The 25,199-nt window shown below is 41.0% G+C and carries 26 protein-coding genes; 20 read left to right on the top strand and 6 right to left on the bottom strand.

All coding sequences use genetic code 11. The features are described from left to right. Nucleotides 1–216 precede the first annotated feature (216 nt). Both QZ576_RS08185 and QZ576_RS08180 read right to left on the bottom strand, forming a co-directional pair. Nucleotides 217–2,121, bottom strand: a complete 1,905-nt coding sequence (locus QZ576_RS08185; protein WP_297095943.1) for a CocE/NonD family hydrolase — start codon at nt 2,119–2,121, stop codon at nt 217–219. Nucleotides 2,122–2,336: 215 nt separating this feature from the next. After that, on the bottom strand, nt 2,337–4,109 hold the full coding sequence (locus QZ576_RS08180; RefSeq protein WP_297095941.1) for a hypothetical protein: 1,773 nt from the start codon (nt 4,107–4,109) through the stop codon (nt 2,337–2,339). Between the two features lie 283 nt (nt 4,110–4,392). Between QZ576_RS08180 and QZ576_RS08175 the strand changes: the two genes are divergently transcribed. From QZ576_RS08175 to QZ576_RS08135, 9 genes are all read left to right on the top strand, one after another. Next, entirely contained in the window at nt 4,393–4,983 is a 591-nt protein-coding gene (locus tag QZ576_RS08175) for a TetR/AcrR family transcriptional regulator (protein WP_297095939.1), read from the top strand. 8 nt (nt 4,984–4,991) lie between these two features. Next, nucleotides 4,992–5,735, top strand: a complete 744-nt coding sequence (locus tag QZ576_RS08170) for an outer membrane lipoprotein-sorting protein (protein ID WP_297095937.1) — start codon at nt 4,992–4,994, stop codon at nt 5,733–5,735. Nucleotides 5,736–5,847: 112 nt separating this feature from the next. After that, nucleotides 5,848–7,068, top strand: coding sequence for an FtsX-like permease family protein (locus tag QZ576_RS08165; protein WP_297095936.1), 1,221 nt, complete (start codon nt 5,848–5,850; stop codon nt 7,066–7,068). A 34-nt stretch (nt 7,069–7,102) separates the two neighbouring features. Further along, a complete protein-coding gene (locus QZ576_RS08160) occupies nt 7,103–8,323 on the top strand; it encodes an FtsX-like permease family protein (RefSeq protein ID WP_297095934.1) in 1,221 nt (406 codons plus the stop codon). Between the two features lie 55 nt (nt 8,324–8,378). Then, nucleotides 8,379–9,062: an ABC transporter ATP-binding protein gene (locus tag QZ576_RS08155; protein WP_297095931.1), complete on the top strand. Its 684-nt coding sequence runs from the start codon at nt 8,379–8,381 to the stop codon at nt 9,060–9,062. A gap of 39 nt (nt 9,063–9,101) precedes the next feature. Continuing rightward, a complete protein-coding gene (locus QZ576_RS08150; RefSeq protein WP_297095929.1) occupies nt 9,102–9,770 on the top strand; it encodes a CAP domain-containing protein in 669 nt (222 codons plus the stop codon). A gap of 157 nt (nt 9,771–9,927) precedes the next feature. Continuing rightward, nucleotides 9,928–11,100, top strand: coding sequence for a hypothetical protein (locus QZ576_RS08145; protein WP_297095926.1), 1,173 nt, complete (start codon nt 9,928–9,930; stop codon nt 11,098–11,100). Nucleotides 11,101–11,261: 161 nt separating this feature from the next. After that, the gene (locus QZ576_RS08140; RefSeq protein WP_297095924.1) at nt 11,262–11,597 is read left to right on the top strand and encodes a hypothetical protein; all 336 of its coding nucleotides are present in this window, start codon (nt 11,262–11,264) and stop codon (nt 11,595–11,597) included. Between the two features lie 103 nt (nt 11,598–11,700). Then, entirely contained in the window at nt 11,701–11,925 is a 225-nt protein-coding gene (locus tag QZ576_RS08135) for a hypothetical protein (protein ID WP_297095922.1), read from the top strand. A gap of 34 nt (nt 11,926–11,959) precedes the next feature. On the opposite strand, the gene QZ576_RS08130 is transcribed toward QZ576_RS08135, so the two are convergent. After that, on the bottom strand, nt 11,960–12,397 hold the full coding sequence (locus QZ576_RS08130) for a hypothetical protein (RefSeq protein WP_297095920.1): 438 nt from the start codon (nt 12,395–12,397) through the stop codon (nt 11,960–11,962). Nucleotides 12,398–13,073: 676 nt separating this feature from the next. Here QZ576_RS08130 and QZ576_RS08125 point away from each other — a divergent pair. Then, nucleotides 13,074–13,460 (top strand): group 1 truncated hemoglobin, encoded by a 387-nt coding sequence (locus QZ576_RS08125; RefSeq protein ID WP_297095918.1) that lies wholly within the window; start codon nt 13,074–13,076, stop codon nt 13,458–13,460. A gap of 80 nt (nt 13,461–13,540) precedes the next feature. Here QZ576_RS08125 and QZ576_RS08120 read toward each other — a convergent pair whose 3' ends face one another. Continuing rightward, nucleotides 13,541–13,882 carry a single-stranded DNA-binding protein gene (locus QZ576_RS08120; protein WP_297095916.1) on the bottom strand — a complete coding sequence of 114 codons (342 nt, stop codon included), beginning with the start codon at nt 13,880–13,882 and terminating at the stop codon, nt 13,541–13,543. A gap of 203 nt (nt 13,883–14,085) precedes the next feature. Between QZ576_RS08120 and QZ576_RS08115 the strand changes: the two genes are divergently transcribed. Then, nucleotides 14,086–14,439, top strand: coding sequence for a hypothetical protein (locus QZ576_RS08115; RefSeq protein ID WP_297095915.1), 354 nt, complete (start codon nt 14,086–14,088; stop codon nt 14,437–14,439). Between the two features lie 56 nt (nt 14,440–14,495). Continuing rightward, entirely contained in the window at nt 14,496–15,116 is a 621-nt protein-coding gene (locus QZ576_RS08110) for an NUDIX hydrolase (RefSeq protein WP_297095913.1), read from the top strand. A 1-nt stretch (nt 15,117) separates the two neighbouring features. On the opposite strand, the gene QZ576_RS08105 is transcribed toward QZ576_RS08110, so the two are convergent. Continuing rightward, the gene (locus QZ576_RS08105; RefSeq protein ID WP_297095912.1) at nt 15,118–16,230 is read right to left on the bottom strand and encodes a 6-bladed beta-propeller; all 1,113 of its coding nucleotides are present in this window, start codon (nt 16,228–16,230) and stop codon (nt 15,118–15,120) included. 171 nt (nt 16,231–16,401) lie between these two features. Between QZ576_RS08105 and QZ576_RS08100 the strand changes: the two genes are divergently transcribed. Further along, on the top strand, nt 16,402–17,229 hold the full coding sequence (locus QZ576_RS08100) for a LytTR family transcriptional regulator DNA-binding domain-containing protein (protein WP_297095910.1): 828 nt from the start codon (nt 16,402–16,404) through the stop codon (nt 17,227–17,229). 124 nt (nt 17,230–17,353) lie between these two features. Continuing rightward, nucleotides 17,354–17,725, top strand: coding sequence for a hypothetical protein (locus QZ576_RS08095; RefSeq protein WP_297095908.1), 372 nt, complete (start codon nt 17,354–17,356; stop codon nt 17,723–17,725). Nucleotides 17,726–17,910: 185 nt separating this feature from the next. Here QZ576_RS08095 and QZ576_RS08090 read toward each other — a convergent pair whose 3' ends face one another. After that, nucleotides 17,911–19,014 carry a glycoside hydrolase family 88 protein gene (locus QZ576_RS08090; RefSeq protein WP_297095906.1) on the bottom strand — a complete coding sequence of 368 codons (1,104 nt, stop codon included), beginning with the start codon at nt 19,012–19,014 and terminating at the stop codon, nt 17,911–17,913. 441 nt (nt 19,015–19,455) lie between these two features. Here QZ576_RS08090 and hisG point away from each other — a divergent pair, with 441 nt between their 5' ends. The 6 genes from hisG (at nt 19,456) to purU (ending at nt 25,163) form a co-directional block, all read left to right on the top strand. Continuing rightward, nucleotides 19,456–20,313, top strand: coding sequence for an ATP phosphoribosyltransferase (gene hisG / locus QZ576_RS08085; protein WP_297095904.1), 858 nt, complete (start codon nt 19,456–19,458; stop codon nt 20,311–20,313). Between the two features lie 99 nt (nt 20,314–20,412). Further along, nucleotides 20,413–21,699, top strand: a complete 1,287-nt coding sequence (gene hisD / locus QZ576_RS08080) for a histidinol dehydrogenase (RefSeq protein WP_297095902.1) — start codon at nt 20,413–20,415, stop codon at nt 21,697–21,699. A 34-nt stretch (nt 21,700–21,733) separates the two neighbouring features. Then, entirely contained in the window at nt 21,734–22,021 is a 288-nt protein-coding gene (locus QZ576_RS08075) for a GIY-YIG nuclease family protein (RefSeq protein ID WP_297095900.1), read from the top strand. A gap of 9 nt (nt 22,022–22,030) precedes the next feature. Next, nucleotides 22,031–23,098, top strand: a complete 1,068-nt coding sequence (gene hisC / locus QZ576_RS08070) for a histidinol-phosphate transaminase (protein ID WP_297095898.1) — start codon at nt 22,031–22,033, stop codon at nt 23,096–23,098. Between the two features lie 5 nt (nt 23,099–23,103). Then, entirely contained in the window at nt 23,104–24,225 is a 1,122-nt protein-coding gene (gene hisB, locus QZ576_RS08065; protein WP_297095896.1) for a bifunctional histidinol-phosphatase/imidazoleglycerol-phosphate dehydratase HisB, read from the top strand. A gap of 53 nt (nt 24,226–24,278) precedes the next feature. Beyond that, nucleotides 24,279–25,163 carry a formyltetrahydrofolate deformylase gene (purU, locus tag QZ576_RS08060; protein ID WP_297095894.1) on the top strand — a complete coding sequence of 295 codons (885 nt, stop codon included), beginning with the start codon at nt 24,279–24,281 and terminating at the stop codon, nt 25,161–25,163. Nucleotides 25,164–25,199: the final 36 nt, after the last annotated feature.

Here is a 25,199-nt window from a genome sequence, read left to right as displayed (position 1 = left end):
TTTCTCATTTGGCAAAATTGCAATAGGCAAAATTTAAATTCTCAAAACTCAAATAAAAAAGTCAACCACAAAGTTGCACAAAGAAGACACAGAGTTTCACAAAGTTGGTTCACACCTTAAGCATTGACGCATTAAAGCATTCATGCATTTTCAGCACTAAATCCCTCTGCAATCAAAAATCGTTAATCATCATTCGAAATTCTCAATCCTTCAACATTAATCCACCCTTTCAATCAATTCAATAGTAGGTAAATCGCCACCGGCTTTTACAGTTGACATTCCGTGGATCGTAATTTCCGACTTGATAAAATCTTCCTCATCGGCCTTGTAAATATTGTCGACATATTTTTGCGGATTGCGGTCGATATAAGGAAACCAGGTGCTGTGAATCTGAATCATTATGCGATGACCTTTTTTAAAGGTATGCAACACATCCTGTAACGGAACAGTTACGTTAGTTGGTACTCCCGGCTCGAAAGGCTTCGGCTCGGAATAACTGTCGCGGAAACGTCCACGGAACACTTCGTGACGCACCAACTGCTGGTAGCCCCCCATGATTATATTTTTAGGATTGTGCTCGTAATTTGGATGATCATCCGGATACACATCGATCAGTTTTACCACAAAATCAGCATCTGTTCCGGTCATTGAAACCACCAGCTGCGCCAGAATTTCGCCGGCAATAGTTACATCTTCATCCAGAATGTCGGTTTTAAAAGTCAACACATCTGGTCGGTATGAAGCATGTCGCTGATCGTCGGTCATAAACAGGCGTGGCGTAAACGTTAAACCTTCAACCTCCGAACGGTAAGGAACCGGTTTCGCAGGATCGCTAACATAGCTAAACTCATCACCTGCATCGGCTTCCTCGTTCATCAGCAATTTGCCATTTTCCCCGAATGAGAAGGTTACAGGAGCCACATCTTTTGGAGGCCATTCGTCATATTTTTTCCATTCTTTTAATCCGGTATCGAACATAAAAGCTTCCGGCAAAGTCATTTTTCCTTCATCTTTTAAGTAATAGTCGAAAAATGGTTTTTCCATTTCGCGCTGAAAGAAAGTAGAAATACTGTCGCCAAAGTAAATATGATTTATGGTTTGCTGCCCACGTTCACGCGACCAGCCACCGTGTGTCCATGGTCCCATTACAATCGTGCTTTTGGCATCAGGATCGTTGTGTTGAATGGTTTTATAAATGTTTATCGGTCCAAACAGATCTTCGGCATCAAACCAACCACCAACAGTCAACACGGCAGGATTAATATCTTTCAGGTGAGGCAGAATGGAACGCTTTTGCCAAAACTCATCGTAATTCGGATGCTCTACTACCTGGTTCCAAAAGAAGTTATCGTAATGGTATTTTTTAGTGATATTTTTTAGCGGCCCCAGCGCCAGGTTAAACTCGTAACCATTTGCAGGACGATCTTTATACAAACGCATCATTTTATCGCCGTACCACGCTTTGTTGGTCAACGAATCTTTCTGGTAACCAAACACCGGAAAAGCAGCCATATACGATTGCAAGAATGCTCCCTGGTGGTGAAAATCGTCGAAAAAGAAATCAGAAATCGGGGCTTGTGGCGAAGAAGCTTTTAAAGCCGGGTGCGCATCAAGCAACGCTGCTGCACTGTAATGTCCGGGATACGAAATTCCGTAAATCCCTACTCTGCCGTTGTTGCCTTTTATGTTTTTAATCAACCAATCAATGGTGTCGTAAGTATCCGAACTTTCATCAATATCCTTTTTGTTTTTCACATCGTTACCCGGAATATTGGGGCGCATATTATCAAAAGTTCCGCCCGACATATAACGGCCGCGCACATCCTGGTAAACAAGAATATATCCGCCACGGATCAGGTATTCTGATGGCGCTCTGAGTTTGTTATTGCGAGTTCCGTCTACGTTATAACATGTACGGTTCATCAACATCGGGTACGTTTTCGATTCATCTTTTGGCGTGTAAACCACCGTAAATAATTTTACGCCGTCGCGCATTTCAATGAAGTATTCCGATTCGTTATAATGTGTCGCAACATACAACGAGTCAGCATCTTCGGCTTTAACATTAACACTAATCACAAACAGGGAAAACACCAAAAGGAACAAATAAAAACGCTTCATAAATGATTTAATAATTTGTGGTATCGAACGACAACCAGATTTTTAATGCAGCCAAATATAAACAGATTATCATCACATCGATCTGTTTTTTGTCATAATTACAATTTGACCAGTCAAATTGTTTCATTCTGAATTTACTTATCTAAAATTTGTGGCATTAAAAAGCGGAACCCAAATGAATGGATCCCGCTTCAATTATAGTAATGTGAAAACAATTACAATTCCACGTTCAGAACTGAATATTTCTGAATGAGTTTTTCCAGCTCGACAACCACATCCTTTTTCTTCTCACCAAAAAGGTTTTTGTAATAGTCGATGCCGTCCATCAAGTTCTTCTTGAATTTCAACAGGTTACGTTTTTCTTTCACGTCTTCAGTATCTTTCTGAAAAGCCTCCATACGCTCTTTAAAAATATCGAGGTACATACTCAGCTCCTTCAAAAACATGTGAGGACGATACCCTTTGTCCAACAAATTAATACGGCCGTAAATATGATCCACCATCTCTTTCAGCGAAGAGATTTTTGAAAAATACGCCAGGTTTGGTCCCGGACAAACGGTTACTTTTTCGTTTTCTTTCACTGCAATCCCTTTCGATTGCAGCATCGAAATTCCAAGCCCGATACATAAACATTCCGGCTCGATTATTTTATCGTAAGCCTTTTTGTATTCTGCTTCCGGCAAATTCATCTCCTCCAGTTCCTTCAGCTTCTTACTTTGGTATTGGCGCGACGAAGTACAAATTGGCTTTTCAGTATACTCCGTGTTATACCGTAAAAATCCTTTTGTACAGGGCATTCCTGCTTTTCCATCGGCAGCCATCGCCAAACGAAGCCGACTCATCGATGCGCCTTTAATACTGTTAAAAGGTACACCCAGCGGCGACAATCCACTGTAGTAATAGTCTTTTTCCTTGCCATCGGCCAATAGATTCATGGTTTCGGTATCGATACTGATAACCTCGGGAACCAGCATAAACGGCGATCCCCAGCCAACGCTGTCCATGTTGTAATGCTCGAGCATCAAGTTGTGCTCCTCAACGTTTCCAACACCACCTTGTGCGGTAATTTTTATATCAGGTTCGGCAGCCGGTTGCGAAAGCTCCTTTTTCTGCAAAGCTGTTTTATAAATCTCAGCGCAGGTATCGAACAACTTCTGACGGTTCAGACGGAATTCATCCAGAATTGGCCCAAACAAAACACCGTTTGTAGGGAAAGCGTGTCCACCACAGTTTACACCCGATTCAATGCGGTATTCCGAAACCCAAAGTCCTTTTGCAGCCAACATTTTCCCCTGCACCAGTGCCGATCGGAAGTCGCTCACTTTCAGAATAATTTTCTTTTTAATCGATCCCGTAATATCAGGAAAGAAGTCCTTGAAATTTTCGATATAGCTGTACAAACGCGGGCTCATTCCGGCAGAAAGTACCAACGACGAACTGAGGTTACTGTTGGCAAAACCACGCAGCGCCGCATGTGCATCGTTATACTCGATGGGAAGCTCTTCGCCATCTTTTTTGTTTACCTGGTCGAGCTTGGTCATAATGTTCACATCAATCGATCCCACCGGCAACTTCTCGTTCACCCATTTTTTCAGCTCTTCCGAAACCGATTTTTTAAATCCAAGGTGGCTGAATTTCGCCTTCAACTCCGATGCCTCGGGAAGCATATCGTAATATTTTTCCAATTCGCCTCCAACATTCGACAAAGAAGCTTTTAAGCTTTCAACCTTTTGATTTACCACTTCTTCCATCGTATTCAGGTACGATGTTATGCGTTTTGCCCTGTGGTCGTCCACCTTTTTCGGGATGGCAGTAAACGGCAAATCGAACTTTTTACAATAGAATTCGCGAATACTTTCCATCAGCGAATCATCAACAAGCGAAATCACCGACGAAATTCCAAAAGGTGCAACATTTACAGGAGTGTCCATTGAATATCCAACACCCAGAACGGGTATATGGAAAGAATGTCCTTCAAATATTTTCATTTACGTAAATTATAGATGACGGGGTTAATTACGCCCCGGTTCTGTTAAAACAATTGGACGCAAAGAAAACAAGTTATTTTACATTTGCTTGCAACTATTGGTGCATTGGCCAAATTGTCCATTAATTTCCCATTTATTTTCAAGCACTCATTTCAAATTTGAACTTTTTCGTCTAATCTTCCATATTTAGAATGACCGATTGGTCAATTAATCAACTTTTTTCTTGGAATTTCAAAATACATCATTTAACTTTGACCGACCGTTCAATCAATAAATAAATAAGATGCCAAGAAGTCCGGAACAATTCGACGATATCAGAAAACAGAAAAAGCAGTTAATTATGGAAACTGCATTGGAATTATTTGCCGAGAATGGCTATCATGCAACTTCGATTAGCCAGATTGCAGCGAAAGCAAAAATATCCAAAGGATTAACTTACAACTACTTCAGCAGCAAAAAAGAAATTCTTGACGAACTGATGGAGCATGGTTTTAACGAAATTTACGACAACCTGGATATTAACCACGACGGGATTCTCACTAAAGAGGAGTTTATCTATTTTATCCGGCAAAATTTCAAGTTACTTCGCGAAAACATGCAACACTGGAAGTTGTTCTTTTCGTTGTTGTTGCAACCTCAAATCTCACAAACATTTGCTGAAACTTACGAAGAAAAAGCCGCCCCCATTTTCAACTTATTTTATGGTTTTATTAAAGAACAAGGCAGCAAAGATCCGGAAAGTGACTTAATGGCTATTTCGTCGTTAATCGAAGGTGCCTTTTTGTATTGTGTTGCTGCTCCCGATGTTTTCCCCATGGAGAAATTGGAAGAGGCCGTAATTGCCGCATCATTTAAAATCGTTAACAATCAATAATTACCAAAATGAAACGCATACAACTCACACTAACTTTTATGCTTCTGGGTCTTGTTGTACTGGCTCAGGATATGACAGCTATTGTAAAACAAGCCGACGAAAAATTCAGGGGTGAATCGAGTCGTGGCGAAATGACCATGATTATTGAACGCCCGGGATGGAGCCGGACTGTTTCGATGAAAAACTGGACCCTGGGCAACGACTACTCGCTGATATATATAACTGCTCCGGCCAAAGAAAAAGGACAGGTTTTTCTGAAACGCGACAAGGAAATGTGGAACTGGGTTCCCAACATTGAACGGATGATTAAAATCCCGCCGTCGATGATGATGCAGTCGTGGATGGGTTCTGATTTTACCAACGACGATTTGGTTAAAGAATCGCAAATGGCAAAAGACTATTCGAACAAATTACTTGGCGAGGAAGAAGTTGATGGTTATTCGTGCTACAAAATTGAACTGATACCACACGAAGATGCTCCCGTTGTTTGGGGAAAAGTGATCATGTGGATATCGAAAGAAGAATTGCACTGGCTGAAAGCTGAGTTTTACGATGAAGATGGTTACCTCGTAAACACTGAAATTCTGACCGATGTAAAAATGATGGACGACCGCGAAATGCCAACACGCCTTGAAATGATTCCGGCTGATGAAGAAGGCAACAAAACGGTGATGATCTTTGACAAAATTGAGTTTGATGTTGATCTGAAAGAGAGTTTCTTTTCGCAGCAGAATATGAAAAGGATACGATAAGGACTGTCATTTCGAAGGAAGAATGACTGAGAAATCTCTTTCAATGCAACAGATTTCTCCTCGTTTACTCGTCGAAATGACACCAATTATAAAAACATTCAAGCATTAACCAATGAAAACAAACATAAAACTAGCCTGGCGCAACCTCTGGCGCAACAAACGCCGAACCATCATTGCCATATCATCTATTGTGTTCAGTGTGCTACTGGCCTCGTGGATGCGGTCGATGCAGGAAGGTTCGTACGACAGCATGATCGATAATTCGGTGAAATTCTACACCGGATACTTGCAGGTGCAGGATACTGCTTACTGGGACGAACGCACGCTCGACAATAGTTTTGAGGTTGATTCTGAGTTACAAAATCAAATTAAAAATATTAAAGACGTTTCGCTGGTTTCCAACCGCCTGGAATCGTTTTCACTTGCTGCCGACCACATGAAAAGTAAACCGGCCATGGTAATGGGAATTGAGCCCGAAGCCGAAGACCAGATTACCAACCTCTCGAAAAAAATGCAGTCGGGAGACTTTATAAAATCCGGTGATAAAGAAGTGGTGATAAGCGGAGGACTGGCCAAATACCTCGAACTGGGCGTTGGCGACACGCTGGTGATGATCTCACAGGGATATCACGGAATAAGTGCGAGTGGTTTATTCCCAATAAAAGGAATTATAAAACACCCCAATGCGGAGTTTAACAAACGGCTGGTTTACATGGACATTGAAACTGCCCGTGAGTTTTATTCGGCTTATGGATTATCGACATCGCTGGTGGTAATGACGGATGATCACTATAGTGTAAACCACATCAAAAAAGACATTGAAGAAATTCTGCCCGAACAAAATACAATAATGACCTGGACAGAAATGACACCGGAACTGGTGCAAATAATTCAGAGCGACCGTGGCGGTGGAATTATCATGCTCGGAATTCTTTACCTGGTTATCGCATTTGGCATGTTCAGCGTAGTAATTATGATGGTAAAAGAACGCCAGCGCGAATTTGGAGTAACACACGCCGTGGGAATGCAAAAACGAAAACTAGCCTCGCTAGTTTTTATCGAAACGCTTTTTATCGGGCTTATCGGTTGTGCAGTGGGATTGATAATCAGTTACTTTTTCTGCCTGTACTTTTTCTATAACCCGATTCCGCTAACCGGCGACATGGCGAAAGCCACCGAAATCTATGGCATGGAACCGTACATGTTCGTTTCGATGAAGGCCTCGCTCTTTTATAACCAGATCATTGTGGTTTTCCTCATCAGCCTGTTTATAGCGATTTTCCCGATAACTAACGTTAGCCGGTTAAAAATCACGAAAGCAATGCGCAGTTAAAGCTTCTAACAATTAATCACGAAAAACTAAAACGATGATACTTTCAATAGCATGGCGAAATGTTTGGCGAAGCAAAACCCGCAGTATAGTAATGATTGCGGCGATTGCGCTGGGTCTTTTTGCAGGCATTTTTATGATGGCATTTATGAATGGCATGTACAATTCGCGCATTGAATCGGCAACCAAATCGGAGTTGTCGCACATTCAGGTGCACGCGCCTCATTTTCTGGATAACACCGAATCGGAATTATTTATTCCAAATGGTTTTGCGTTGGCCGAAAAAATTGCAGCGCTCGATTCTGTGGAAGCTGCCTCTCCCCGACTGATTGCCGAACCGTTTATTATGGCAGCTCACGGAACTGGCGGCGGAAAAATGCTGGGAATCGATCCGGAAAAAGAAAAGCAGGTGACCGATATTTGGGAACACCTGGTTGATGGTACTTACCTTGAAAAAACCAGCCGAATGCCTCCGGTACTCGTTGGGCAAAAATTGGCGGATAAACTTCGCTTAAAAGTGGGTACCAAAATAAATGTACAGCTGGTTGATTTTAATGGAGATTTATCGTCGAAAGGTTATCGTGTAGCAGGCATTTACAAAACCGTAAACACCGGTTTTGATGAAATGCATTTGTTCGTCAACATCAACGATCTGCGTTCGCAAATTGGCATTCAACCCGACGCCGTTCACGAGATTGCCATTCTTTTAAAAGACAACAGCTTTGCAACAGCGGTAAAACCATCGGTGCAAAAAATAGCCACCGGAATGGACGTGCAAACCTGGAAAGAACTGAGTCCGGAAATGTCGATCATTACCGATTCGATGGACCAGTACATGTACATTTTTATACTCATCATTCTCATTGCTTTGTGTTTCGGAATTATCAACACCATGCTGATGGCCGTTCTGGAGCGTGTAAAAGAAATTGGAATGCTGATGGCAGTTGGAATGAACAAACGAAAGATCTTTAACATGATCATTCTGGAATCCATTATGCTGACCCTGACCGGAGGTGTAGTCGGGATTCTGATGGGAATCGGAATTTCCCGGATTTTCGAAAAACATCCGATCAATTTATCAGCGTTTGCACAAGGATTGGAGCAATACGGAATGTCAACAGAAATTGCCACTGAATTTCCATCGCACTCTTTAGGCATATTAATTACACTGGTAGTTTTAACCGGTTTAATTTCTGCGATTTACCCGGCTAGAAAAGCATTAAAACTAAATCCGGCTGAAGCAACGAGAACTGACTAAAACAGGCGATAATATTTGAAGATTAGAATATTAGAATGAATTAATAACTACAGCAATGAATATCATAGAAATCAAAAACCTGCACAAAATTTATAACGGCAGCTCCGTTTCGGTACACGCGGTTAACGGAATAAATATGTCGATTGAGGAAGGCGAATTTACCGCCATTGTTGGTCCTTCCGGATCAGGAAAAACCACTTTGCTGAATATCATCGGAGGTTTGGATGATGCCACAGAAGGTTCAGTAGAAATTGACAGTGTTAAAATCAATGAATTATCATCACGAAAACTTACTGACTTCAGAATGAAAAATATTGGTTTTGTCTTCCAGGCATATAACCTGATTCCGGTTCTGACGGCCAAAGAAAATGTGGAATTTATTATGCATTTGCAGGGAAGCAAAAAAGCCGACCGCGATGTACGAACCAGCGAATTATTAAAAGCAGTAGGATTGGGAGAAATGATGGACCGAAGACCTTCAAAATTATCGGGAGGGCAACAACAACGAGTTGCTGTGGCACGCGCATTGGCATCGAAACCCAAATTCGTACTGGCCGATGAGCCAACTGCCAATCTCGATTCGCACTCCACCGAAAATCTGCTCGATATAATGGAGCAACTTAATAAAGAGGAAAAAATAACGTTTATATTTTCAACGCACGACCAGCGGGTGGTACACAAAGCACGGCGTGTAATTACCATCGAGGATGGAAAAATAATCAGCGACATCAGCAAGTAACAGCATATTGTTTGTTTACAAGGATGTCATTAAAAAAGCATGAACGTGAAAATCCGGATAGCAATAATTTTAATCGCTTTGAGCCTGACAGTTTCAGCGAAAGAAGCAACAAAAGACAGATCATTAAACACTGCAGCCGATGCCAATTATTTGTCGGACCTGGAAAAGGAAGTAATTTATGAAGTCAATTTGTTCCGTTCCAATCCGTCGGCATACGCGGAGAAATATATTGCTCCCCTCGCCCAATATTACGACAAAAAGATACTGCACTACCCCGGCGATAAATCGATAATGACGCAAGAAGGAATAAGTGCTTTGCGAGAATGTGTACGTGCATTGAAAAATGCTGCTCCGGCTCCGGTTTTATATCCGGATAAACTTTTGACAAAAGCGGCCAATGATCATCAGAAAGATCAGGCTAAAACAGGAAGAACAGGACATATTGGAAAGGATCGTTCAAACTCAAAAGATCGTATAGAACGTTACGGTAAATGGCAGGTTCGCATTGCCGAGAATATTGCTTATGGAAATACTTCCGCTCGACAAATTGTCATTTTTCTATTGATCGACGATGGTGTGAAAAACCGTGGTCACCGCGCCAACCTCCTTCAACCTGATTTTAGAAGCGTTGGCGTAGCTTGTGGTACTCATCCACGATACAATACCATGTGTGTGATGGATTTTGCAGGTGGAATGGAGAGCAAATGAGGAATTACGAATAGCGATTAACGATTTCAGAATAGCGATTGAAAGAAACACAAACAACCACGTTTCAATTTACATCTTCATTCACAATTCGTTAATCATCATTCGACATTAGTCAGATTTGGAAAATAAGTATTAGCTGATCAACCAAGATTCAAAAATGAAAAAATCGTTACTCATACTATCTCTTATACTTTTTAGCTTTGGCCTAAGGGCGCAGTCAAACCTGTCATTTTATGGTTACGTAAAAGATTTGGGCATGTATTATCATCCGGTGGAACCGATTCCTATTTCCGCTGATAAATCGTTGGACTACCTTTTTCTGAATGAAATACACAACCGTTTAAATTTCAGGTGGTATGCTTCGGACAAACTGACCTTTGCACTGGAAGCGCGTAACCGCATTTATATGGGGCAGATGATCCGTGAATTCCCAAATTACGAAGATTTTGTGGATGCCGACAACGGTTACCTTGACCTGGGAACCGTGTTGCTTTCTGCCGACAGCTGGTTTTTACACACCATGCTCGATCGTGCGTGGATTGATTACACCAGTGGAAAATTACAAGTAAGATTGGGACGACAACGCATAAACTGGGGCACCAACCTGGTTTGGAATCCTAACGACGTTTTCAACACTTTTTCCTACTTCGATTTTGATTACGAAGAACGCCCCGGAACCGATGGAATTCGCATGCAATACTACACCGGCGTTACTTCATCGGCAGAACTGGTTTATAAAATCGGGCACAATAACGATGAAACTGCCATTGCCGGGATGTACCGGTTTTCGAAATTTAATTACGACATCCAGTTTTTGGGTGGTTGGGTTGGTAAAGACTATGTTCTAGGCGGCGGTTGGGCCGGTGATATAAAAGGTGCCGGATTCCGCGGAGAAGCAACCTGGTTCCGTCCGCGTGACAAAGAAGACACCGAAAACTTTGAAACTTTTGTCGCTTCAGTGTCTGCAGATTATACCTTCCCAAACAGCTTGTATTTGCATTTCGGAACTTTATTCAATAGCTACGGAACTACCGGCGATGCAGGAGGCCGAAGTTTTTTTGCTCCTGATATCTCTGCCAAAATGCTGTCGTTGGGAAAATACCAATTGTTTGGGCAAATCAGTTATCCTTTTACTCCCCTGCTCTCAGCCAACATGTCGACAATGCTAAATCCCTGCGACGGTTCTTCTTTTCTTGGTCCATCGTTAACCTACTCGTTAGGCGATAACTGGGAAGTAATGTTGAATGGTCAGTTATTTTTAGGACGCCAGGGGACAGAATACGGCGATTACGGTCAAGCGGTTTATGCACGTATAAAATGGGCATTCTGATTCTGGAAATCAGCCTTCTATCCTTAAAGAGCGCCGTACACCGTTGATTAAGAATTATTAACACAGAACAGCAATTTTAGCACCTCACGATCTTTGATTAAAGACTTATTTGTCTTAATTTTAATAGTTATTCAAATTATTCATTATTAAACATTTAAGTTATGGGATTAATTCTTGCTCCTTTAAAAAAGGGAAAAGTTGATGACTGGAAAAATTGGGCAAAATCGCTTAGTGGAGAGCAAAACGAGGCTTTTAATGCGTTCAACAAAAAACATGGATTAACACGCCACGATGCATGGTTAGCAGAAACGCCCGACGGGCCGATTGTAGTGGCATTACATGAAGGACCGGGAGCCGACAATTTTTTGCAAAGCGTAGCCTCAACTGACGAAGCTTTTGAAAACAGTTTTAAAGAAAAGGTATTGGAATTTCATGATATGGATATATCGGCTCCACCACCAGGACCAGCGCCGGTAAAAATGATTTCGTCAGACTGAAATTGATCCCCAAACAGAATTTCAACTGTATTCTGTTACTGACTTAATCCTGGTCAGCAATCCGAATTATTCAAAATTGAATCAGGTTCGAAAAACAACTATAATGAAAAAATGGGAATACTTGTTTTTAACCGCCGAAAAACTGGATAAAGTGTGGCGCCCGCGATTCGTAAACGGTCAAGAACTGGAAGATTGGAATACCGGCCCAAACCTTTACGATTACACGAATAAACTGGGCAAAAAAGGTTGGGAACTGGCAACGGTAAACTGGCAGGCAAAAGAAGAAATGACACACCATCGTTTTGTATTCAAACGATGTTATGAATAGGCTGTGATTTATTCTGAAAACTTAGAATGCCCGTTTATAAAACGTTATTCTTTTTAGAGTTATTCGAAGTCACATGCTTCTTCTGGACGATTTCGTGCGTGTAAACAACACCCCTCTGAACTTGAATATGAAGCTCTGTTTCGTGAGGATCGTCACCTCCATCGGAATCTGAAATTACAGAATCGATAGGAATGCGAAGTGTACCATCGTACCAGTCGGCTACCATTTTAGGACCGGAAAGTACATCTCTTGGGTTTATAACTGTAGTGGGACTCACCTGCTGAAAACCGGTCAGATAAAGTACATTATTCCGGATGCGCCATGAGGCCATGTAACCTTTCCGGCATTCCGACATTTTTCCTCTGAATTTTGGAATTTCAGGATGCGTTTCGAAAAAGGAGTTTAAAGGAGTTGATAACAGCTCAAACAACTCTCCGTCGAGGTAAATTCTGTCTTTTTGTTGAATAGCCATAAACTCTGGTTTAATTAGTTAAAAATTCTACTCTACACTAGATTAGGTCTGAAGACCTTTTTTATCCAAGTGTGCGGTCTGACCAATGATAAAATTAAGACACAATTTTATAATTCTGTAATGAATCCGTATGTTTTCAAACAAGTTTATTGGCCCGAATGAGTTCTAGAAATCAATGAATTAGCACAAAATCTCCCTTTTTCAGATCAAGAGCATTTAGCAAACTGTAAAGACTTAAAAACATTGAAAAACTATGAGTTGTAAAACGAGATAAAAAAAAGAAAAAAGCACAACATATTCAACAAAAACAAGAAAGTAAGCTTCACTAAAAAATAGTCTTCTTTCAACTTAAAACATCATATGAATAAGATTTAAATTAGTGATATTTTTAATGATAGATAGTTTGAGCGATTACCAGGAATAAATTTTTCTGTACTCTAACCGTATCATAATGCCAGGTGGTATTAACAGTAATAAATATTTTACCGGTTTCTTCAGTTCTAACCAGGAAAGCTTGAGATTGAACTCTGAATGAAAAATCCGCTTGATAGTTCCTAGACCTTTTACAAAAAATTAGGTTCTAAAACTCCCTTAGGAAACAATACTTATTTAAATACTTACTTGTCTTTTTATCTGCAAATCCTTAACTTGTATAGGAACATTTAATCAAAACAACATGGGAACACCAGTAGAACAAAGCCTTTACGAACGACTTGGAGGCATCGAAGGAATTACGTCGATTGTTGACGACATTGTAGACAACCACATGAGTAACCCGGCTGTAAATGCCCGGTTTTTACCGTTAAAAGACGATCCTGCACATTTTGCAGAAGTACGGCAACACCTTATTAATTTTTTAGCAGCCGGAAGTGGTGGTCCGGAACAATACACCGGGAAAGACATGCTATCGTCGCACAAAGGCATGAATATTGGGCAGGGCGAATACATGCATGCTATTGACGATATTATGAAAGCTTTGAATAAGCATAACATCGACGAGCAAACACAAAAAGACGTGTTGGCCATTGCTTATTCATTAAAGGGCGATATTGTCGGGGTTTGAACTGTCCGAACTAAACCCAAAAAAGCAGTAACGAAACTAAGTCTCTTTACTGCTTTTTTGTGGATTAACGTTAGAGCTTGTTAATTCGATGCTTTATCCAGCATCAACAGCGAGTTAATTACAATCTCTGTCATATATTGTTTTTCGCCATTTTTGTCTTCCCAATGGCGGTTGGTCAATTTTCCTTCAATGGCAATTTCTTTCCCTTTTTTCAGGTACTTTTCAGCAACCTCGGCATTTTTTCCCCAGGCCACTAAACGGTGCCAGGTAGTTTCCGTTTGTTTATTTCCGTGGCTGTCGCGGTAAATTTCATTGGTAGCAATATTAAAATTGGCAACTACTTTTCCACTCTCTAATCGTCTTACTTTTGGATCTTCTCCCAGGTGACCTAACAATCGTACGCTGTTTCTTAATGCATTCATGATATTTCTTTTTTTAGTTAATAATGTAGGACTGTGTCTTATGCGAGTCCTGTAACGCAATTGTTGAAACAAAGGTAAAGTGGCGCATAAAGCCTATCCGGTTTTTAAACGTTTGTAGTCGACAATAAACGTTTGCAAACGTTTACAAACGGATATAATTTTGTATATTAGCATTTTAGCAACTCAAACAAAAACAATTAAAAATGGAAAAACGAACCTGCCTCGAATGTGGAGAATCCTTAAAAGGACGTGCCGACCAGAAATTTTGCAACGACAGTTGCCGCAATGCCTACAACAATAAAAAGGCCAGTGGCTCGACGAATTACATGCGAAAGATCAACCGTATACTGAAAAACAATCACACGATTTTGGAAGAAATGAATCCGGAAGACAAAACCACTACCTACAAAAGTACGCTCAGTAAACAGGGCTTTAATTTTTCTTACTTCACCAATACTTACACCACCAAAACCGGACGCATTTATTATTTTGTATACGACCAGGGATATTCTGAACTGGAAGGCAACAAACTAATGCTGGTAAAAAAAGAACAGTAAAGTTTTAAGTATAAAAAGAGATTACCTCAAACACACAAAATCAATTCATTAAAAAGATGAGCAACTACTATTTCGAGAAAATAAAACGGCTGCATGCCCTGGCGGAAATTGGGCTGGAATACAACACAATTCCTTACGACATTGAACGCTACCAGGAAATACGAGATATCTGCCTGGAAATGCTGGAGAAAATCACCCGCATACCAGTTTCTGATATTATACCGGTTATTGAAGAACGTAACGGTTACCGAACGCCCAAAGTGGATGTTAGAGCTGTCGTTTTTAACGAAAACGACGAGATTCTGTTGGTACAAGAAAAAGCGGATCAACTTTGGGCACTACCCGGCGGATGGACGGATATTGCTTACAGCCCCGGCGAAGTTGCGGAAAAAGAATGTATGGAAGAAGCCGGATTACAGGTAAAAGCCACGCGTCTTTTGGCCATTATGGACAAGCAAAAACAAAATATGCCTCCGGCTTTTGAATACGTTTACAAGATTTTTCTGCTTTGCGAAAAACAGAGTGACACCATTTCTACCGGGCCGGAAACCTGCGACGTGGGCTGGTTTAAGGAAAACGAACTTCCGGCACTTTCACTTCCGCGAAACAACGAAGCACAAATAAAAATGATGTATGAATATAAACGGGGTGAACGCACAGAAACGTATTTCGATTAACCTATTTCAGCTGGCAACGCATTAAAACCGGATTTCCGGTAGCCGCAATATGCAGTTGCACTTTCTCGAACTCGTTATGACGTTTATCCGAAATTTTGTGCCCGCTAACTTTGTAGGCGGTAATCGGAATGTACAACTCGTTGGCCTGCGAAAGAAACGATGGATTGTCCCAAATTCCACCATCAATATTATTTACCGCCTCGGCAAAGTACGTAGCTTCCCAACCGTTCTTATTAATCAGGGCAGTGGTTTGATGCGAGCCCAGCCAATAGGTCAGGAAAATATAATTGCTGTTTTCGAAGTAGCTTTTAATTTTCGAATGGTGCGTATTGTGAATATATTTCAGCGTTTCAATATCGTCCTTGTCGCCGGTGTTTCGCCACATTTCGGCAAATGATGGGTAACCGTCGCTTTCAATTAAATACTCGGGTTGAAAAGCCGAATTATTATAGGCAAAAACCGTGTCGCTGTACGACGAAACCAGTGAAATATTATTCGTTCCTGAAACTGCAAGATTCGAATGTCCCAAATCTTTTAGTCGATCTTCAGGAAATGACACTTTTTTCGCATTCCCATTTTGTGAATAAACAGTGTACAACCCGTAATCAGGAACATCGTTTACCACATAAAACTGGTTGTTCGATTCAAAGAATTTAGTTCCCGGCATTTTGGCAGCAATTAGTTTGGCTTTGTATTTACCGTCTTTACCAACAATGTAAATTCCATCTTCGGCCAATACAGCAAAATCATTCTGATAGCAAATTATATCCAGTGGTTGTTTAATTTTACCACTCCCCTCTCTATTGCTTACAATGGTATTTATAAAATCGCCTTTTCGGGTAAAGCGGATAAAGCTGATTTCGCGAGCCCGGCGCTGATGAATGATCAAATCGCCATCCAACTCTTTAACATCCAGAATATCGCCAAACTCAATTTTGGCTTCGTTTACTTTTAATTCCAGGTAATCCAGATTTTCAACAAAACTTGAAATGGGTAAAATATCCTGCGATTTTTTCAGCAGAATTTCCGGCAAACCGCTTTGGTCTGCCGGCTTTTCGGTGCACGAAGTAAAAAACAGCGATGCAAATAATAGAATAGTAATTGTATGTTTCACGACTTTAATCTTTCTGTAATTGTTTAATTGTGCTCTGTTCCGACAAATACCATGCCTTTGAGCGCACAAAGCAATAAATATTAATTGGGAATCGGCCACAACAGAATAATTAAAATGTTTTTTTGAAATTATGAAGCAAACATTTAATATTGACGAATAAACAGTCAGACTTTGAACCTAAAATTTTTGAATAACAGTTTTAGTTTGCTCGACCGAAAAAAAGACAGGTACCTGCTTGTTATTATCGTTCTGGTTTTCAGCATATTCTTTATCAATGTATTTAAACCCTGGAATATCGGCCGCTGGTATTCCGATTCTCCAATTATTCAATTCCTCCGGCTTTCGAGCTATGGTTTTATTTCGTCGCTGGTACTTTTGTTCACGCAATTTCCACTTCGCAAATTTCTGCATCAACAATCATTCAAACTAAAAAACTACTTGTTGTGGATTCTCATTGAGATTGTATTGATCAGCCTCGTTTACATTTTTCTTTATGGCAATCCGATTGGCAACTTTATAAACGATTTCCTTTTTTCGTTAAAATATACCGTGCTTGGGATTCTGATTCCCTACTCTTTTGCGCTTCTTTTGATCTATTATAAAAAGCACAGCGAAGAAATTGAACAGCTAAAAAACAAACTTTCCGGAACCGACACAAATCAGCTTTTAACTTTTACTGATGAAAAAGGGAAACCACGGTTTTCGGTTCGGAGCAAGGATTTTCTATACATTGAGTCGACCGATAATTATGTAACCGTAAACTTTATACTGGAAGGAAAATTGCAACGAAAGCTTTTGCGCAATACAATGAAAAATATGGAGAGCCAACTGGGATCTGAATCCATTTTACGTTGCCATCGTTCGTTCATCGTAAATACGCAAAATGTCGACTTTGTTGAGAAAGAAAACAAAAAACTCAGTCTTCACCTCCATTCTTCAGCAACCACTGTTCCTGTATCAGAAAAATATTCGCCCCTGCTTTTAACTGTTTTATCCTGACTACCGAAATTTCATCCCTAAATAGCGGTTTTCGTCCCTTTAATTTGCATAAATAAATGTTGCTACCAATCTTTGTAACACACTAAACAAGTGCAATTTAAATTCATACCTAAATTTTAATACGATGAAAAAATTAATGTTTTTTGTTTTTGTCCTCTTTGCTGCAACAATTACAGTAAATGCAAGCAATTCTTCGAACAATAAAGAAGTTATTGGTGAATGGAAATACGATGCTCCGAATGCACCTTACGGCTACAATGCCGGAACGATTGTAATTGAAGAAAAGGAAGGCAAACTTACCGGACACACTAAAATGGAAGACGGTTACAAGATCGATCTGAAAGATGTTACTTATGAAGAAGGTGTATTGAAATTTGGCCTTTATGTTGACTACAGCTACGTTACGCTGAAAGTTACCGTTGAAGGAGAAACCATGAAAGGAGTTGTAAATAGCCCCGATGGAGAAATGCCAATTACTGCGAAAAAGGTGAAGTAAAATAACTCAATGTTTTTGTGTTCAATTCTATTAATTGGCTTACACCCCCTATAATCCCCCAAAGGGGGATATTTCCTCCCCTTCGGGGAGGCCAGGTGGGGTCGAAATTTTGGAATAGACTTTTAGTAAAAAGGCCGCTGCAGAATGATTTGCAGCGGCCTTTTTATTTGTTGAAATTCGATTGATCAGTTTAGTTTTATCACTTCGCTGCCGGCCAGTAGAAACGCTCCGGTTCCGTATACTTCCCAGCTGTCTGCTTCGAAGTTTTTCCGTGGATCGGCACCAATTGGCTGACACCAACCCACATGTCCGTCGGGTTGAATCAAACCATTCAAACCTACCCACGCTTTTTCTACTGCTGGCAGATAAGTTTCTTTATCCAAAATTCCATTGTTTATTCCCCAGGCCAATGCATAGCAGAAAAATCCAGAGCCACTGGCTTCGCCACCGGGATAAGAATCAGGATCAAGTAAACTGGAACGCCACAAACCATCTTCCTGTTGCAACGAAAGTATTTTTGCGGCCATTTCTTTATAATTCTGGATGTAAAAATCACGGTTCGGGTAGTCTTCAGGAAGTTCGCTCAACACACGAACCAAACCGCCCATTACCCAACCATTTCCACGCGACCAGAAAATCTTCTTTCCGTTGGCTTCGTGCTTTTCTTCAATTCCGGGTTCGTTCCATTTGTAGCTCATATCGCGAGCATACAAATGGTGTTCTTTATCCCAAAGCAGATCGTAAGTTTCTTTCCACAGTTTATCCGAAAGTTTCAGGTATTTATCATCGTCCAATGTAATTCCGAGCTTTACAAATGCAGGTGGAGCCATAAACAAAGCATCGCACCACCACCATGTTTTTTCGTAAATGCCATCAGCTTCGTAAGGCGTTTTCATAAACTCATCCATCGTTGCAATAAATGGTTCAATCATTTTCTTTTCGCCCGATACGCGGTACATATCAATGTAAGTCTGGCAAATTACATGGTCGTCGGCATGATGCAAACGCGGTCCCGGTTTCCACTCGTTGGCCTCTCCCATTTCGTACATGGCTTTCCAGATTTTTTTCGAGCCGGTTGTTTCATACGCTGCAAATACTCCGGCGTAAAATGCACCGTTGGTCCAGTCGTACAAGGCGTGCTTTGGATGCTCCAGTTGCCAGTCCAGCGCCTTTGTCATCGTTTTTTTAATGGTTTTGTCTTTAAAAAGCTTTTCGTTACCCGCTTTTTGTGCCTGCGTTGTTCCTCCCAAAACTACCGCGGCAAGTAAAAGAATGATCGTTTTATACATGTTGATTTAAGTTTGATGCAAATCTATGCAATCGATTGTATTCGTCAAAATAAATCATTATTTCTTCGGCAAAAATCCTTGATTTTACCTCAGCTCCTAAAGGATGATCAAGGATTTTCTCACTTTCTTTCTTCAGTAACAAGGTACAAAAGGGAGAAAATCATTTTTCACTGTAATATTCTTGCCGGTTTACAGGTATTTCAGACATACTTCAGTATGCGCTTAACTTTAATTTTAAATTAACACCAATACACATTGTTCAATACAATTTTATAACTATACTTGCATCAAAATAACTGATATGACAGTAAGAACACTACATCACGGCCATCATTGGAAAAACCAACCATCGGGTAGGCTGTAATTGTTTTGTTCAAACTCAACGATATTAATTAATAAAGGCTTGCCATTAAAGGCAGGCCTTTTTTTATATAAACAGACATGGAAAAACTCAAAATTGCTATTCAGACAAAAGGAAGGTTAAATGAAGACTCAATGGGGCTGATCAACGAAGCCGGAATCGGATTGAGCGTGGGTAAACGTAAATTGGTATCGGAAGCGAAAAACTTCCCTATGGATGCCTTGTTTTTACGCGACGATGATATTCCGCAAACCGTTGCCGACGGAGTTGCCGACATTGGTGTTGTAGGCGAAAACGAAATGGCCGAGAAAGACGAAAACGTGGTAATTGCCAAACGTCTTGGTTTCTCGAAATGCCGATTATCGCTGGCTATTCCAAAGTCACTCGATTATCCAGGAGTTGAATTCTTCAACGGCAAAAAAATTGCCACCTCCTACCCTGTTATCCTGAAAAAATTTCTGGACGAAAACAACATTAATGCAGAGATTCACGTAATTACCGGATCAGTAGAAATCGCTCCCGGAATTGGTTTGGCCGATGCTATTTTCGACATCGTTAGTTCAGGATCAACGTTGGTGAGCAACCGTTTGAAAGAAGTTGAAGTTGTTATGAAATCGGAGGCTGTATTAATTGCCAATCCAAACCTTTCGGCAGAAAAGCAGGAAATTCTTGACGAACTGATTTTCAGAATCGAATCGGTACAACGTGCTGAAGGTAAAAAGTACATTCTTCTGAATGTGCCGAACGAAAAAATTGAAGTGATAACTTCGTTGCTTCCGGGAATGAAATCACCAACATTGGTTCCGCTGGCAAAAGAAGGCTGGAGCTCGATGCACTCGGTAATTGAGGAAAACGACTTTTGGGATGTAATTGGCAAACTGAAAAAAGCCGGTGCCGAAGGAATTTTGGTTGTTCCTATTGAGAAAATGATTTTTTAACGTTGTACGATTGACACTGCCTTTCAAAAAGGCAAAAGCAATAATTTGCTATTTTCGGGCAACAATCAGGCTTTGCGGTTAAAAACAAAAAATGACTTCATGGAAACTTATATAAATCCGGCCAGAAATACCTGGACCGAAATTTTAAAACGCCCGCTTTTCGATGTTTCGGAATTGTACGGTCGCGTGCAAAATATATTAACTGAAATACGTGAGCAGGGCGATGAAAAATTGCGCGAATACACCGAACGTTTTGACGGTGTAAAAGTCGATAATTTTGAGGTTTCGGAGGAAGAAATTGCCAAAGCAGAAGCCACAGTTTCGCAGGAATTAAAGGATGCAATTGCTTTAGCCGCTGAAAACATCAAGGCTTTTCATAGCGTTCAAATGCCCGAAGTCAAAAAGATGGAAACCCGTCCGGGCGTAACTTGCTGGCAAAAACCGGTAGCCATCGAAAAGGTTGGTTTGTATATTCCGGGCGGAACAGCTCCACTGTTTTCAACGGTGTTGATGCTGGCACTTCCGGCAAAAATTTCGGGATGTAAACAGATTGTGCTTTGTTCGCCACCGAATAAAAATGGAGAGATCCATCCGGCAATTTTGTATGCTGCAAAAGTTGCAGGTGTAACTCAGATATACAAATTGGGCGGTGTGCAGGCAATCGGAGCAATGGCTTACGGTACTGAAACGGTTCCGAAAACCTATAAAATTTTTGGTCCGGGAAATCAATATGTAACTGCTGCCAAACAGTTGGTTAGCATGAACGAAGTTTCGATTGATATGCCGGCGGGTCCGTCGGAAGTACTCGTTGTTGCCGACGAAACATCAAACCCGGCTTTTGTGGCTTCCGATCTGTTGTCTCAGGCCGAGCACGGTGCCGACAGTCAGGTGGTGCTGGTTACCAATAACGAAACAACTTTGAAAGAAGTTGTTGCTGAAGTTGATACGCAGCTAGCTCAATTGCCAAGAAAAGAACTCGCCGAAAAAGCACTTTCGAACAGTGTTTTAATTGTTGTTTCGGATGATGCTGAGCGTGTTGATTTAATCAACGAATATGCGCCGGAGCACTTAATTATAAGCACAAAGAGTTATATGGATCTGGCAGGTAAAATTACCAACGCCGGTTCGGTATTTTTGGGAGAATTCACACCTGAAAGTGCCGGCGATTATGCTTCGGGAACCAACCACACCCTGCCAACAAACGGCTGGGCACGATCGTACAGTGGAGTAAACCTGGATAGTTTTCTTAAAAAGATAACATTCCAGGAGATTGATAAACAAGGACTCCTAACAATTGGCCCGGCAATTGAAAAAATGGCAGCCACCGAAGAGCTTGAAGCGCACAAAAATGCTGTAACTTTACGCCTTAAATATTTAGCTGACTAAAACGTCAACCTGAACTTGTTTCAGGTTCTTTATTATGAAAGGAGGATATGTTTATATTATGAGCAATGAAAGAAGGACCACATTTTATATTGGCGTTACTAGTGATCTTAAAACCAGAATTGCTGATCACAAAAATGGAATTGGTTCTGAATTTACATCAAAATATAAACTTACAGATTTGTTGTACTACGAAGATTTTCCAGACATTTATCAAGCAATTGATCGGGAAAAACAACTGAAGAATTGGCACAGACAATGGAAAATCAACCTAATAAAATCTGTAAATCCAAATATGAATGATTTATATTGGAATATAAGATAAAAAAACAAGATGCCGAAACAAGTTCGGCATGACGTCACACATGTTATGGAACTGAATAACTTATTAAGAGAGAACATAAAAAACCTGAAGCCTTACTCTTCGGCACGCGACGAATACAGTGGCGACGCCATGGTTTTTCTCGATGCCAACGAGAACCCGTTTAACGAACCGTACAACCGTTACCCCGATCCTTTGCAGCGATTGGTAAAAGAAAAAATAGCGGTATTAAAAAAGGTAGATTCTGAAAGTATTTTCCTGGGGAATGGCAGCGATGAACCGATCGATTTGCTAATACGCGCTTTTTGCGAGCCGGGAAAAGACAATGTGGTTACCATCGACCCAACCTACGGCATGTACAAAGTGGCTGCCGATATTTCAGGTGTTGAATTGCGCAAAGTTTCGTTAACTGATGATTTTCAGCTGAACATTAACGACATTCTTGGCGAAACCGACAAAAATACCAAGTTGATATTTTTATGCTCGCCCAACAACCCAACCGGCAACAGTTTGAAAAAAGAAGCGATGCTGGAGTTGGCCAACCAATTTCACGGGCTGGTAATTGTTGATGAAGCGTATATCGACTTTGCGCCGGGAAAAACCCTGATGGCCGAACTGGAGCACTACCCCAACCTGGTAATTCTACAAACATTTTCGAAAGCCTGGGGAATGGCCGGAATTCGTTTGGGAATGGCATTTGGAAGCAAAGAATTGATTGGCGTGCTGAATAAAATAAAATATCCGTACAATCTGAATATTCTGACTCAGGACAAAGCGATGGAACTTCTCGACAAAAAAGTTACCGTACAAAAATGGGTGAAACTATTGATCGCCGAGCGCGAAAAAATGGAAAAGCTGCTTGTTGAGTTTCCGTTTGTGGTTAAAGTTTATCCATCCGAGGCAAATTTCCTGCTGGTAAAAATGCACGATGCCCGCGGTATTTACAACTACCTGGTTGAGGAAGGCATTATTGTTCGCGATCGCTCGAAAGTACATTTGTGCGACGAAAGTCTGCGGATAACAATTGGTAATTCGGAGGAAAACGAAAACCTGCTGAGTGCGTTAAAAAAACTAATTTAAAAACGATGAAGAAAGTACTGTTTATAGACCGCGACGGAACCTTAAATTACGAAACTGCTGACGAACAAATCGATGCATTTGAAAAGCTGGAGTTCCTTCCGAAGGTTTTCCGTAATATGCACTACATAGCAAATAACCTGGATTACGAGCTGGTGATGGTTACCAACCAGGATGGTTTGGGCACCGATTCGTTTCCGGAAGATACGTTTTGGCCGGTACATAATTTTATATTGAAAGCGTTTGAAAACGAAGGTGTCGTTTTCGACGATATTTGCATCGACCGCCACTTTCCGGAGGATAATTCTACTACCCGGAAGCCGGCAACCGGAATGCTTACGAAATACATTGAAGGCGATTACGACCTGGCAAACAGTTTTGTTATCGGCGACCGTAAAACCGATATTATGCTGGCGAAGAACCTTGGTGCAAAAGGTATATTCATTAATAACGGCGACCAGGTTGAAGAACTGGAAAAGGAAGGACTGGCAGATGTTTGTGCTTTGATTTCTGATGACTGGGACGATATTTACGCTTGTGTGGCATCGCCGCAACGCACAGCAAAAGTTGAGCGAACCACAAAAGAAACAGCAATTTCAGTTTCTTTAAATCTCGATGGTTCGGGAGTATGCAATATTTCAACCGGTTTGGGATTTTTCGATCACATGCTCGAACAAATCGGCCGACACAGTGGCGTTGATCTCGATATACAGGTAAAAGGCGATTTGGAAGTTGATGAACATCATACGATTGAAGATACGGCGCTGGCTTTAGGCGAAGCGTTTAAAAAGGCTGTTGGCAATAAACTGGGCATGGAACGTTACGGTTTTTGCCTTCCAATGGACGAGTGCCTGGTAATGGCTGCCATTGATTTCGGAGGACGTCCGTGGTTAGTTTGGGATGCCGATTTTAAACGCGAAATGGTGGGCGACATGCCTACCGAAATGTTTATGCATTTCTTTAAATCGTTCTCCGATGCCGCATTGTGTAACCTGAATATTAAAGCCGAAGGAGCCAACGAACACCACAAAATTGAAGCGATTTTTAAAGCACTGGCAAAATCGATAAAAATGGCCATCCGCCGCGATGTGTTTAACTTCGATTTGCCATCGACAAAAGGAAAATTATAAAAAACTCCGCGCAACTCTGGGTAGTTCTCTGCTCACTCTGCGGTTAATAAAATATGAAAACAATAAAAACACTACACGAAAAAAAGGACACCGCAATACTGTTAATCCACTGTCCTGATAAACAAGGAATCCTTGCTACTGTAACTGAATTTCTGAATAAAAACAAAGGAAATATCCTCTACCTCGATCAGCATGTCGATCGCCAGGAAAAGATATTTTACATGCGGGTAGAATGGGAATTGGAAAATTTCGCGATTCCTGCCGATAAGATCGGTGAATATTTTGACACCTTGATTGGCAGTCCGCTGCAAATGAACTGGAAGATCTACTTTTCGAATGAAGTTCCGCGAATGGCACTGTTTGTATCGAAAATGCCACACTGTTTATTCGATATTCTGGCACGCTACACAGCCGGCGAGTGGGATGTGGAAATTCCGATGATTATTAGTAACCACGAAACATTGCGTCCGGTTGCCGAACGTTTTGATATTGATTTTCACTATTTCCCGATAAATAAGGAGAACAAAGCCGAGCAGGAAGCAGCTGAGCTAAAACTGTTAAAGGAAAACAACATCGATTTTGTAGTGCTGGCGCGCTACATGCAAATTCTGTCGGAAGATTTTGTGAAGAACTATCCGAATAAAGTGATCAATATTCACCATTCGTTCTTACCGGCATTTGCAGGTGCAAAACCTTACCATGCTGCACATACGCGTGGAGTTAAAATTATTGGTGCAACAAGCCATTATGTAACTTCCGATCTTGATGCCGGCCCAATTATTGAACAAGACGTTACCCGCTGCAGTCACGTTGATACGGTACAAAAACTAATTCGCAAAGGCCGCGATCTGGAAAAGATTGTCCTTTCAAAAGCCGTTTACAAACACCTTCAGCGCAAAGTTTTGGTATATAAGAACCGAACAGTTGTGTTTAACTAAGAACAAAGTTGCAGGTTACAAGTTGCAGGTTTTAGT

It is taken from the genome of uncultured Draconibacterium sp., from assembly GCF_913060805.1.
In the GTDB taxonomy this organism is placed as follows: Bacteria; Bacteroidota; Bacteroidia; order Bacteroidales; family Prolixibacteraceae; genus Draconibacterium.
The sequence above is the reverse complement of the archived record's forward strand: the minus strand, read 5'-3'. Positions and strand labels throughout refer to the sequence as shown.